The sequence below is a fragment of the Hydrogenophaga sp. genome (genome assembly GCF_048549895.1).
Classification (GTDB): domain Bacteria; phylum Pseudomonadota; class Gammaproteobacteria; order Burkholderiales; family Burkholderiaceae_C; genus Hydrogenophaga.
In genome coordinates, this window is sequence record NZ_JBLYYB010000249.1 from 1 (window position 1) to 10921 (window position 10921).

Sequence of the window (10921 nt, forward strand, 5' to 3'; positions counted from 1 at the left end):
CGGTGTGGTGGCTTGATGGTGCAGAGGGGGTTGAATTCAAAGGAACATCCATGAGCCTCCAATGCGGCATCGTGGGCCTGCCCAACGTGGGCAAGTCCACCCTTTTCAACGCGCTGACCAAAGCCGGCATCGCAGCAGAAAACTACCCCTTCTGCACCATCGAGCCCAACACCGGCGTGGTGGAGGTGCCCGATCCGCGCCTGGCGCAGCTGGCCGCCATCGTCGAGCCCGAGCGTGTGGTGCCGGCCATCGTGGAGTTTGTGGACATCGCTGGCCTCGTGGCGGGCGCCAGCACCGGCGAAGGCCTGGGCAACAAGTTCCTCGCGCACATCCGCGAGACCGACGCCATTGTCAACGTGGTGCGCTGCTTTGAAGACGACAACGTGATCCACGTGGCCAACAAGGTCGACCCGATCGCCGACATCGAGGTCATCCTCACCGAGCTCTGCCTGGCCGATCTGGCCGCCGTGGAAAAGGCGCTGCACCGCGTGAGCAAAACCGCGCGTTCGGGCGACAAGGAGTCCATCAAGCAGGTGGCCATTCTCGAGAAGTGCCAGGCCGCGCTCAACAACACCCAGCCGGTGCGCACCATCGACTTCAGCAAGGAAGAGCAGGCACAGCTCAAGCAGTTTTTCCTGATCACGGCCAAGCCCGCGATGTTCGTGGCCAACGTGTCGGAAGACGGTTTCGAGAACAACCCCTTCCTGGACCGCCTGCGCGAGTTTGCAAAAAAGCAGAACGCGCCCGTGGTGGCCATCTGCGCCAAGATCGAGGCCGAGCTCTCGGAGATGGACGACGCCGACCGGCTCGAATTCCTCAAGGAGCTGGGCCAGGACGAACCGGGCCTGAACCGGCTGATCCGCGCGGCCTACCAGTTGCTTGGCCTGCAGACTTACTTCACCGCCGGTGAAAAAGAAGTGCGCGCCTGGACCATCCATGTGGGCGACACCGGCCCGCAGGCGGCGGGTGTGATCCACACCGATTTCGAGAAGGGCTACATCCGCGCCCAGACCATCGCGTTTGACGACTACATCACCTTCAAGGGCGAGCAGGGCGCCAAAGACGCGGGCAAGATGCGCGCCGAAGGCAAGGAGTACGTCGTCAAGGACGGCGACGTGATGAACTTCCTGTTCAGCAGCTGAAGCCCGGCATGACGCAGACTGGCCAGCCCGAACCCCAGCGCCTGGCCAAACGCCTGGCGGCGCAACTGCCGTGCTCGCGCAGCGACGCCGAAAACTACATCGCCGGGGGCTGGGTGCGGGTGGACGGCAAGGTGGTGGAAGAGCCCATGGAGCGGGTGCACGATGCCCAGACCGTGTTGCTCGACCCCAAGGCCAGGCTGGAGCCGCTGGAGTCGATGACGCTGATCTGGCACAAGCCAGCCAACCGCGTGCTGCCCGACGAGCCGCTGCTGCCCGACGCGCTGGCCGCCAAATGGTTCACCAGTAGCAACCGTTTCAAGGGCGACCGCTCCGGCGTGCGCCCGCTCAAGGCGCACCTGCACAAGCTGCTGCCGGTGTCGCCGCTGGGCACCAAGGCCAGCGGCCTGATGGTGTTCACGCAAAACCCCAGCGTGGCGCGCAAGATGACCGACGACGCGGGGCAGCTCGAACACGAATGGCTGGCCGAGGTGGCGGCCGATCCGGAGCTGGAAGACGAAGCCCGTCGTGACGCGGTGCTCAAGTCGTTGGGCAAGGCGCTGTTTTTTGACGGCTGGGCCGTGCCCTCGGCGCGCGCCAGCTGGCAGAGCGAACTGCGCCTGCGCCTGGCGATCAAGGGCAACCGGCCGGGCCAGGTGGCGCACCTGTGTGAACGCGCCGGTTTGAAGCTCACCGCCTTGCGCCGCTTGCGGCTGGGCCGCATTTCGCTGGCCGGGTTGCCGGTGGGCGAGTGGCGCTACCTGCTGCCTTACGAACGTTTTTGAGCCCGTGCGGCCCACACGCTCAGGGCCATGGCGAACACCAGCACCACCAGGCCCACCTGGTTGAGGTCGAGCATGCGGCCCTGCGCAATCATCAGCCCGCCCAGCGCCGCGCCCATGGCTTGACCGCCGTACATGGCCGAGGTGTTGAGCGCCACCGTGGCGGGTGCCAGCGCCGGTGAGATGTGCACCAGCCGTGCCTGCTGCGCCGAGTTCACCGCGAAACAACCCAGCGCCCACGGTACCAGCACCAGGGCTTGCTGCCACACGCCGCCCTGGCCCAGCGGCCACAGCAGCAGGCTCAGCACGATCAGGCCCAGCGAGATGAACACGGCGCGCGCCGCGCCGATGCGGTCGATCCAGCGCGACATGCCCACGTTGCCCGCCAGACCAAACGCGCCGAACCACAAAAACATGAGCGACAGCGCCCCGCCGCCCAGGCCCAGCGTCTGAAAGAAGTAGGGCGCGAAATACGAGAACAGCGTGAACTGCCCGAAGGCCGAGAGCAGCGTCACGCCCACGGCCAGCATGAGCGAGGCCGAGCCCACGGTGGCCTGCCAGGCTTGGCGTGACAGAGCGGCCGGTTTGATGCCGTCGGGCATCTCGCGCCAGACCCAGGCCGCGCTGGCCACCGACATCAGTGCCACCAGGCCAAACGCCCAGCGCCAGCCCAGCGTGCCGCCGATCCAGGCCGACAACGGCATGCCCATGACCGAGGCCACCGACCAGCCGAGGAACACGAAGGTGATGGCGCGCCCGCGCTGGTCGGGCCGCACCAGCAGGCCCACGCAGGCCGCGGCCTGCGGCGTGAACACGGCTGGCGAAATGACGGCCAGCACCCGCAGCGGCAGCAGGCTGGCGTAGCTCGGCGCCAGCGCACACGCGGCGGTGAGCAGGCCGTACCAGAGCAGCGAGAGGGTGAGCAGGCGGCGCCGGTCCCAGCCGGCCACCAGACTGGCGAAGGCTGGCGCGCCGATGCCCATGAGGATGGCCGCCGCCGTGATGAGCTGACCCGCTTGCGGGATCGACACACCCAGCGACTGGCTGATGTCATTCAGCGTGCCGGGCACCACCATCACACCGGTGCCGATCACGAAGTTGCCGACCATCAGCGCCCAGAGGGCGCGTGGCAGGGATGCGGTCGAAGTGCTCATGTGTTCAGGGCGCCAGGAAAGAACCAGAGCAGCGCCGCCGTCATGGTGAGGTAGCGGGCGAATTTGCCGATGGCCATGTAGAGCAGGCAAGGCAAGAACGGAAATCTCATCCAGCCCGCCACCGCGCACAGCGGATCACCCACCACCGGCAGCCAGCTCAGCAGGCACGCTTTGGGGCCGAAGCGTTCCAGCCAAGCGAGTGCGCGCAACTCGGTGGCGCCGCCGCGCGCGCGATCCACCACCTTGTGCGTGCCCAGGCCCATGGCCCAACTCACCGCACCGCCCAGCGTGTTGCCGGCGGTGGCCACCAGGATGGCGGGCCAGAAGATTTCGGGGTTGAGTTTGATGAGGCCGAACACCGCGGGCTCCGATCCCATGGGCAGCAGCGTGGCCGAGATGAAGGCCACCACGAACACGGTGCTCAGCCCGAATTCGGGCAAGGCCAGCAGTTGCAGCAGGTGGGTGGACCAGTCGGGCATGGGCAGCAGAAAAAAACGCCGTCGTTTGGCGTTGCAAGGAACGTTGGGGGAAGCGTTGCGCGTGGTGTTGTGTGAAATGCGAAAGCAAGGGCTCGGATATCGCCTGCTGAAAAAAGAGGCAGGTAGAATCTTGCTCCTTCGCACCCTGCATTGGCCGGGCTGCGAGGGCCCCCACCAACCACCCGCATTCTCCCACCGCCATGCAACTCGGGGCCTTCACCCTGCCCAATGCCCTGTTTGTCGCGCCCATGGCTGGAGTGACAGACCGGCCGTTCCGCAAGCTGTGCAAACGGCTTGGCGCGGGTTATGCGGTCAGCGAGATGGTGACCTCGCGTCCCGACCTGCAAGACAGCCTCAAGACCTCGCGTCGCGCCAACCACGAGGGCGAGGCCGCACCGATTGCGGTGCAGATCGCCGGCACCGACGCTCAGATGATGGCGGATGCCGCGCGCTACAACATCGACCGCGGCGCGCAGATCATCGACATCAACATGGGCTGCCCGGCCAAGAAGGTTTGCAACAAATGGGCCGGCTCCGCGCTCATGCAGGACGAGACCCTGGCCATGGACATCGTGCAGGCCGTGGTGGCCGCGTGCGAGCCGCACGGCGTGCCCGTGACGCTCAAGATGCGCACCGGCTGGTGCGCCAGTGTGCGCAACGCACCCACGCTGGCACTCGCTGCCGAAGCCGCCGGCGTGCAGATGCTCACCGTGCACGGCCGCACGCGCGAGCAGGGCTACAAGGGCCAGGCCGAACACGACACCGTGGCCCACATCAAGAGCCGCGTGCGCATTCCGGTGGTGGCCAACGGCGACATCAACAGCCCCGAGCAGGCGCGCGAGGTGCTGCGCCGCACCGGCGCCGATGCCATCATGATCGGCCGCGCCGCACAAGGTCGGCCCTGGATCTTTCGCGAGATCGCGTACTTCCTCGCCACGGGTGAGCATCTGCCACCGCCCGACCTGGCCGATGTGCGGGTCTGGCTGCTCGACCACCTGCACGACCACTACGACCTCTACGGCGAATTCACCGGTGTGCGCAGTGCGCGCAAGCACCTGGGCTGGTACGCGCAATCGTTGCCGCTGCCCGCGGGTGCCGCCGCCGTGTTCCGCGCCCGTGTGAACACCACCACCACGGTGGACGAGCAGCTGCGCTGCGTGAGCGAAAGCCTGGACGCCTGGTCCAGCGACACAACAACAACCCCGAGAGACGACTGGAAACTGGCCGCATGAACAAGAACAACCTGCACGACTGTGTGCGTGCCAGCATGGAAGATTTCTTCCACGACCTCAACGGCACCGACCCGGCCAACCTGCACGACATGCTGGTCAAGGCGGTGGAAAAACCCTTGCTCGAAGTGGTGATGGAGCAGGCGCAACACAACCAGTCGCGCGCTGCGCAGTGGCTGGGCCTGAACCGCAACACGCTGCGAAAAAAATTGCTCGAACACAAGCTCATCGACTGAGTTCGCCCCTTTCAAAAACCACCCAAGACCCTGTTCATGCGCGCACTCATCTCCGTTTCCGACAAGACCGGCATCGTCGAACTCGCCCAGGCCCTGCACAGCCTCGGCGTGTCCCTCATCTCCACCGGCGGCACCGCCAAGCTGCTGGCCGACCAAGGCCTGCCCGTGACCGAGGTGGCCGCGGTCACCGACTTCCCCGAGATGCTGGACGGCCGTGTGAAAACGCTGCACCCCAAGGTGCACGGCGGCCTGCTGGCCCGCCGCGACCTGCCCGAGCACATGGCCGCGCTCAAGACCCACGGCATCGACACCATCGACCTGCTGATCGTCAACCTCTATCCGTTCGAAGCCACCGTGGCCAAGCCCGGCTGCACGCTGGATGACGCCATCGAGAACATCGACATCGGCGGCCCGGCCATGGTGCGCAGCGCGGCGAAAAACTGGAAAGACGTGGCGGTGCTGACCGACGCATCGCAGTACGCCGGCGTGATCGACGAACTCAAGACCAGCGGCAAGGTCAGCGATGCGACGCGTTTTGCCCTGTCGGTGGCTGCGTTCAACCGCATCAGCAACTACGACGGTGCCATCAGCGACTACCTCTCCAGCATCACGTTCGACGCCACTGCCGCCGTGCCCACGCGCAGTGCGTACCCCGCACAAGCCAACGGCCGCTTTGTGAAACTGCAGGACCTGCGTTACGGCGAGAACCCTCACCAGACCGCCGCCTTCTACCGCGACCTGCACCCCGCGCCCGGCTCGTTGGTGACGGCCAAGCAGTTGCAAGGCAAGGAGCTCAGCTACAACAACATCGCCGATGCCGACGCGGCGTGGGAATGTGTGAAGAGCTTTCATGTGCCTGCGTGTGTGATCGTCAAACACGCCAACCCCTGCGGCGTGGCCGTGGGCAAAGACGCATTGGAGGCCTACAGCAAAGCCTTCCAGACCGACCCCACCAGCGCCTTCGGCGGCATCATCGCGCTCAACCGCGTGCTCGACGGCGCGGGCGCACTGGCCATCAGCAAACAGTTTGTTGAAGTGCTGATGGCGCCGGGCTACACGCCCGAGGCGCTCGAGGTGTTCAAGGCCAAGGCCAATGTGCGCGTGTTAGAGATCGCGCTGCCGCCCGGCGGCCCGACCGCCTGGGACCAGGGTCTGAATCTCACCGACATCAAACGCGTCGGCTCGGGCCTGCTCATGCAGTCGGCCGACAACCACGTGCTCACCCGCGCCGACCTCAAGGTGGTCACGAAGCTGCAACCCACCGAGCAGCAACTCGACGACCTCATGTTCGCCTGGACCGTGGCCAAATTCGTCAAGTCCAACGCCATCGTGTTCTGCAAGGACGGCATGACCATGGGCGTGGGCGCTGGCCAGATGAGCCGGCTCGACTCGGCGCGCATCGCCAGCATCAAGGCCGGTCACGCCCAGCTGTCGCTGCAGGGCACGGCGGTGGCGAGCGATGCCTTCTTCCCGTTCCGCGACGGGCTGGACGTGGTGGTGGACGCGGGCGCGAGCTGCGTGATCCAACCCGGCGGCTCCATGCGCGATCAGGAGGTGATCGACGCGGCGGACGAGCGTGGCGTGGTGATGGTCACCACCGGCGTTCGCCACTTCCGGCACTGAAGGTGCCCGCTCCATGAAAAAGGCCGCTGTTCACAGCGGCCTTTTTTCGTTGGGTTTTTGATGTGTCAGCGCGGCAGCTCTTTGAACACCTCGCGCGCCACCGCCACCGTGTCCGCAATGTCCTGCGCCGTGTGCGCCGCGCTCACAAAGCCGGCTTCGTACAAGGCCGGTGCGATGTACACGCCGCGGTCCAGCAGACCGTGGAAGAGCTGGTTGAAGGTGGGGCCGTCGGTGGTCATCACCTTGGCGTAGTTCTGCGGCAGCTCATTGAACAGGAAGAAGCCGAACATGCCGCCCTGGCTGTCGCCACACATCGTCACACCTTCAGCGTGCGCAGCGGCGGTCAGGCCCTCCACCAGCGAACGCGTGGTGGCCGAGAGGTTCTCGAAGAAACCAGGCTTCTGGATTTCGCGCAACGTGGCCAAGCCACAGGCCGTGGCCACCGGGTTGCCCGAGAGCGTGCCCGCCTGGTACACGCCGCCCAGCGGAGCGAGTTGTTCCATCACCGCGCGCTTGGCGCCAAAGGCCGCCAGCGGCATGCCGCCCCCAATGACCTTGCCCATCACCGTCATGTCGGGCTCGAAGCCGGGGATGAGCTTCGCGTAGACACTTTGTGCGCCGCCCAGCGCCACACGGAAACCGGTCATCACCTCGTCGAAGGCGAGCAGCGCGCCGTGCTGCGTGCAGAGTTCGCGGCAGCGCTTCATGAACGGCACGCTGGCGCGCACGAAGTTCATGTTGCCCGCAATCGGCTCGATCATCAGACAAGCCACCTCAGGACCGTGTTCGACAAAGGCCGCTTCGAGCTGCTCGACGTTGTTGTACTCCAGCACGATGGTGTGCTGCACCACCTCGGGCGGCACGCCCGCGCTGGTGGGATTGCCAAAGGTGGCCAGACCCGAGCCGGCCTTGACCAGCAGAGCGTCGGCATGGCCGTGGTAGCAGCCTTCGAACTTGATGATCTTCTTGCGCCCGGTCGCCCCGCGTGCCAACCTGATCGCGCTCATGCCAGCTTCGGTGCCCGAGCTCACGAGTCGCACCATGTCGATGCTCGGCACGAGCTTGATGATCTCTTCGGCCAGCTCCACTTCGCGCTCGGTCGGCGCGCCGTACGAAAAACCTTCAAGCACCGCCTTTTGCACGGCCTCCACGACGGCAGGGTGGCCGTGGCCCAGGATCATCGGGCCCCAGGAGCCGATGTAGTCGATGTGGCGTTTGCCGTTGGCGTCCCAGAAGTAAGCGCCTTGCGCGCGCTGCACGAAGCGCGGCGTGCCACCCACCGCGCGGAACGCGCGCACCGGAGAATTCACCCCACCGGGAATCAAGGCCTTGGCGCGGTCAAACAGTTGCTGGTTGCGGTCGACAGTGGTCATGGTTGAAGCTTGCTGTGGGTGGAGTGGCGCGAGCCGGCGGGCCTCGCTCAAGAGTCAATGCCGGGTGGTGTCGAGGGGGAAGTCACCAGCGTCGAGTGTGCTGTCCGATGCTGGCTCGCCCTCGTTCTCTTCGTCTTCTTCGTGTGCCCAGAATAGCCTGTCGGGCACGGCATGGCCCATGCCGGGTTGAAAACCCGCATCGAGGCATTGGTCCAGATAGGTGAGTGCTTCGGCGCAGGCCGCTTGCAGGTCGCTGCCACCCGCAATCAGCGCGCACAGCGCCGCCGACAGTGTGTCGCCCGCGCCGGTGAAGGTGGCCTCGAAGCGCTCGTAACGCGCCGTGGCCAGCACCGCTTCAGGCGAGGCAAGGTGGCTCTCCAGGTACTGATCGGCGGCGTTGAAACCGGTGACCAGCGTGTACGGCACACCATGCACGGCGGCGGCACGGGCCACGTCGCGCGGGCTCGGCGGACGATCACCTTCCCACTCGGGCAGCAGCCAGCGGCACAGCGTGCTGTGGTTGCCCACGAGCACCGTGGTCTGCGGCAGCAGGAGTTCGGCACTCGCGTCGAGGTAGGTTTCGATCGCGAGTTCGTCCCACCATGAAAGGTCGGGCATGTAGGCAATGACGGGCACGTCCGAGTAGTCGGCCGTGATCTCGGCCACCACGCTGAGGTTCTCGGGGTTGCCCACGAAGCCGACCTTGAAAGCCTGCACCGGCATGTCTTCCAGTGCGCAGCGCGCCTGGTCCGCCACGGCCTCTTCGTCAAAGGCAAAGTGGTCGTGAATGTCGGACGTGTCGCGCACGTAGGCCCCCGTGACCACTGCGAGCACATGCACCGAGGCGCTGGACATGGCGGTGATGTCGGCGCTGAGGCCACCCGCACCGCTGGGGTCGTTGGCGTTGAACACCATGACGCAGGGCAAAGTGGCCTCGCCTGGTTGTGCGAGTGCTGCGGGTGTTGTTTTTTCGGGTGTATCGGCCATGGTTTGAGAGAGGGATCGGATTCGTGTGGAAGATGCCCGCAGAATGATCCTGACGCTTCAAACAAGGCATTGAACAGAGGCCAGAATCGGCTTCCGGCGGGCTGTACCTCGCTCGATACAATGCTTGCATTCTATGACAAGGCCCCCTATAACCATGACCGAAACCAAGACTTGGATGTGCCTGATTTGTGGCTGGATTTACGACGAAGCGCAAGGTGCTCCCGAGCACGGCGTGCCGGTTGGAACGCCCTGGGCGCAAGTGCCGATGAACTGGACCTGCCCTGAATGTGGCGCTCGCAAAGAAGACTTCGAGATGGTTCAAATCTGATCACCAGACCCCGTCGCATCTGACGAACGCAGACAAGCGTTACCAAGGCGCGGGCTCGCCGGCCCGAGTGCCACACATCCTGACCCTTCAATGGAGCCTGTGAACCGTGAGCCCAACACCCGCCTTGAAAGTTCTGGTCGTCGACGACAGCAACACGATCCGGCGCAGCGCCGAAATTTTTCTCAAGCAGGGCGGACACGAAGTCCTGCTGGCCGATGATGGCTTTGATGCCCTGGCCAAGATCAACGATTGCCAGCCCGATCTGGTCTTCTGCGACATCCTGATGCCCCGACTGGACGGCTATCAGACCTGCGCCATCATCAAGCGCAATGCACGGTTCGCCAACATTCCCGTGGTGATGCTGTCTTCCAAGGACGGCGTCTTCGACAAGGCCCGCGGACGCATGGTGGGCTCTCAGGACTACCTCACCAAACCCTTCACCAAAGACCAGCTGCTGCAAGCCGTGCAGCAGTTTGGCGCCAACCTAGCCGGAGCTGCATGATGGCCATCCACAAAATCCTCGTTGTTGACGATTCAAAAACCGAACTCATGGTCCTGTCCGATCTGCTGAGTAAAAACGGCTACAGCGTGAGGACCGCCGAGAATGCGGACGAGGCCTTCCGTCGCCTAGGAGAGGAAAAGCCGGACCTGATCCTGATGGACGTTGTGATGCCCGGTCAAAATGGTTTTCAGCTGACGCGTGCCATCACCCGCGACCCCCAGTACTCGAACATTCCGATCGTGATGTGCACCAGCAAGAGCCTGGAAACCGATCGGGTCTGGGGCATGCGGCAGGGCGCTCGTGACTACGTGACCAAACCTGTGAACGGTGAAGAGTTGCTGTCAAAGATCCGGGCATTGGCCTGAACCACCTTGAATTGAATCCTACCGAGCATGGCCAAACGACAATCACTGAAGGAGCTGCAGGAACGTTTGGCTCAGCGATTGAGCGTTGCCAAAACAGAGGCTGTGACGGCGGCCTGGCTGGCGGTGGAATCCAACGGAAGCCGTTACTTGCTGCCGCTGGTTCAGTCGGGTGAGATTTTTCCTTGGTCTGCGGTTCAGCGCGTTCCGTACACCAAGCCCTGGTACCTCGGCGTTGCCAGTTTGCGAGGTGGCCTGCATGGGGTCATTGATCTGGCGGCTCTGGTGGAGCCTGGGGCGCCCAACACAGGCCCGACGGCGCTGACCAACCAGGGTGAGCGCGTCACCTCGGAGTCTCGTCTGGTCAGTTTGCACACGGCCCTGGGTGTGAATGCCGTGATCTGGATCGACCGCCTCCTGGGCTTGCGCAGTGCCGCCATGTTCAGCGGCTTCGGCTCCAGGCCGGATGGTGCACCCCCCTATTTCAACCGATCGTTGACAGACAACCAGGGCTTGCAGTGGCAGGAACTGGACTTGCAGGTGTTGGTGGGTGACCCTGAATTCCTCGCAATTGCAGCCTGATGGCTCCCAAGGTTGACCACAGCGGTCATTTCTCATTTGTTTTCTGTTGGAAGGTGTTTACATGGCCACGCTTGATCGATTCCAGGGACTGTTCAAGAAAAAAGCCGATGATGAACGCGACCTGCACGCGGTGAGCGATCAGGAG

Annotated in this window: 13 protein-coding genes; 9 read left to right on the forward strand and 4 right to left on the reverse strand. The window is 64.5% G+C overall.

What is annotated here, in order from left to right; translation table 11 throughout:
* Nucleotides 1–50 precede the first annotated feature (50 nt).
* Both ychF and ACN4F8_RS22595 read left to right on the forward strand, forming a co-directional pair.
* Complete coding sequence (gene ychF / locus ACN4F8_RS22590) at nucleotides 51–1142, forward strand: redox-regulated ATPase YchF (protein ID WP_419475630.1); 1092 nt, start codon at nucleotides 51–53, stop codon at nucleotides 1140–1142.
* Between the two features lie 8 nt (nucleotides 1143–1150).
* Nucleotides 1151–1924, forward strand: coding sequence for an RNA pseudouridine synthase (locus ACN4F8_RS22595; RefSeq protein WP_419475631.1), 774 nt, complete (start codon nucleotides 1151–1153; stop codon nucleotides 1922–1924).
* On the opposite strand, the gene ACN4F8_RS22600 is transcribed toward ACN4F8_RS22595, so the two are convergent.
* Nucleotides 1909–3075 carry an MFS transporter gene (locus ACN4F8_RS22600; RefSeq protein ID WP_419475632.1) on the reverse strand — a complete coding sequence of 389 codons (1167 nt, stop codon included), beginning with the start codon at nucleotides 3073–3075 and terminating at the stop codon, nucleotides 1909–1911. The two genes, ACN4F8_RS22595 and ACN4F8_RS22600, sit on opposite strands and share 16 nt — an antisense overlap.
* On the reverse strand, nucleotides 3072–3554 hold the full coding sequence (locus tag ACN4F8_RS22605; RefSeq protein WP_419475633.1) for a YqaA family protein: 483 nt from the start codon (nucleotides 3552–3554) through the stop codon (nucleotides 3072–3074). The genes ACN4F8_RS22600 and ACN4F8_RS22605 overlap by 4 nt, the downstream gene beginning before the upstream one ends.
* A 200-nt stretch (nucleotides 3555–3754) precedes the next feature.
* On the opposite strand from ACN4F8_RS22605, the gene dusB reads away from it, so the two are divergent.
* Genes dusB through purH form a run of 3 tightly spaced genes read left to right on the forward strand, consistent with a single transcriptional unit; the run spans nucleotide 3755 to nucleotide 6642 of the window.
* Nucleotides 3755–4786, forward strand: coding sequence for a tRNA dihydrouridine synthase DusB (gene dusB / locus ACN4F8_RS22610; protein ID WP_419475634.1), 1032 nt, complete (start codon nucleotides 3755–3757; stop codon nucleotides 4784–4786).
* Nucleotides 4783–5019, forward strand: a complete 237-nt coding sequence (locus ACN4F8_RS22615) for a helix-turn-helix domain-containing protein (protein WP_056268030.1) — start codon at nucleotides 4783–4785, stop codon at nucleotides 5017–5019. Before dusB ends, ACN4F8_RS22615 begins: the two co-directional genes overlap by 4 nt.
* A gap of 30 nt (nucleotides 5020–5049) precedes the next feature.
* Nucleotides 5050–6642 (forward strand): bifunctional phosphoribosylaminoimidazolecarboxamide formyltransferase/IMP cyclohydrolase, encoded by a 1593-nt coding sequence (gene purH, locus ACN4F8_RS22620; RefSeq protein WP_419475639.1) that lies wholly within the window; start codon nucleotides 5050–5052, stop codon nucleotides 6640–6642.
* A 65-nt stretch (nucleotides 6643–6707) separates the two neighbouring features.
* Here the strand turns inward: purH and hemL are convergent, their stop codons facing one another.
* Complete coding sequence (hemL, locus tag ACN4F8_RS22625; protein WP_419475635.1) at nucleotides 6708–8015, reverse strand: glutamate-1-semialdehyde 2,1-aminomutase; 1308 nt, start codon at nucleotides 8013–8015, stop codon at nucleotides 6708–6710.
* 54 nt (nucleotides 8016–8069) lie between these two features.
* Nucleotides 8070–9002, reverse strand: coding sequence for a bifunctional hydroxymethylpyrimidine kinase/phosphomethylpyrimidine kinase (gene thiD / locus ACN4F8_RS22630; protein WP_419475636.1), 933 nt, complete (start codon nucleotides 9000–9002; stop codon nucleotides 8070–8072).
* A 154-nt stretch (nucleotides 9003–9156) separates the two neighbouring features.
* Between thiD and ACN4F8_RS22635 the strand changes: the two genes are divergently transcribed.
* The 4 genes from ACN4F8_RS22635 to ACN4F8_RS22650 all read left to right on the forward strand — a co-directional run bounded on the left by ACN4F8_RS22635 (nucleotide 9157) and on the right by ACN4F8_RS22650 (nucleotide 10776).
* A complete protein-coding gene (locus tag ACN4F8_RS22635; RefSeq protein ID WP_159608087.1) occupies nucleotides 9157–9330 on the forward strand; it encodes a rubredoxin in 174 nt (57 codons plus the stop codon).
* Nucleotides 9331–9436: 106 nt separating this feature from the next.
* Nucleotides 9437–9832, forward strand: a complete 396-nt coding sequence (locus ACN4F8_RS22640) for a response regulator (protein WP_419475637.1) — start codon at nucleotides 9437–9439, stop codon at nucleotides 9830–9832.
* Nucleotides 9832–10197, forward strand: a complete 366-nt coding sequence (locus ACN4F8_RS22645; protein WP_056268050.1) for a response regulator — start codon at nucleotides 9832–9834, stop codon at nucleotides 10195–10197. The genes ACN4F8_RS22640 and ACN4F8_RS22645 overlap by 1 nt, the downstream gene beginning before the upstream one ends.
* A 27-nt stretch (nucleotides 10198–10224) precedes the next feature.
* Nucleotides 10225–10776, forward strand: coding sequence for a chemotaxis protein CheW (locus ACN4F8_RS22650; protein WP_419475638.1), 552 nt, complete (start codon nucleotides 10225–10227; stop codon nucleotides 10774–10776).
* Nucleotides 10777–10921: the final 145 nt, after the last annotated feature.

Bases quoted from the DNA above. Each gene is read 5' to 3' on its own strand.
- ychF (WP_419475630.1), top strand. From the start codon at position 51: ATGAGCCTCCAATGCGGCATCGTGGGCCTGCCCAACGTGGGCAAGTCC.
- ACN4F8_RS22595 (WP_419475631.1), top strand. From the start codon at position 1,151: ATGACGCAGACTGGCCAGCCCGAACCCCAGCGCCTGGCCAAACGCCTG.
- ACN4F8_RS22600 (WP_419475632.1), bottom strand. From the start codon at position 3,075: ATGAGCACTTCGACCGCATCCCTGCCACGCGCCCTCTGGGCGCTGATG.
- ACN4F8_RS22605 (WP_419475633.1), bottom strand. From the start codon at position 3,554: ATGCCCGACTGGTCCACCCACCTGCTGCAACTGCTGGCCTTGCCCGAA.
- dusB (WP_419475634.1), top strand. From the start codon at position 3,755: ATGCAACTCGGGGCCTTCACCCTGCCCAATGCCCTGTTTGTCGCGCCC.
- ACN4F8_RS22615 (WP_056268030.1), top strand. From the start codon at position 4,783: ATGAACAAGAACAACCTGCACGACTGTGTGCGTGCCAGCATGGAAGAT.
- hemL (WP_419475635.1), bottom strand. From the start codon at position 8,015: ATGACCACTGTCGACCGCAACCAGCAACTGTTTGACCGCGCCAAGGCC.
- thiD (WP_419475636.1), bottom strand. From the start codon at position 9,002: ATGGCCGATACACCCGAAAAAACAACACCCGCAGCACTCGCACAACCA.
- ACN4F8_RS22635 (WP_159608087.1), top strand. From the start codon at position 9,157: ATGACCGAAACCAAGACTTGGATGTGCCTGATTTGTGGCTGGATTTAC.
- ACN4F8_RS22645 (WP_056268050.1), top strand. From the start codon at position 9,832: ATGGCCATCCACAAAATCCTCGTTGTTGACGATTCAAAAACCGAACTC.
- ACN4F8_RS22650 (WP_419475638.1), top strand. From the start codon at position 10,225: ATGGCCAAACGACAATCACTGAAGGAGCTGCAGGAACGTTTGGCTCAG.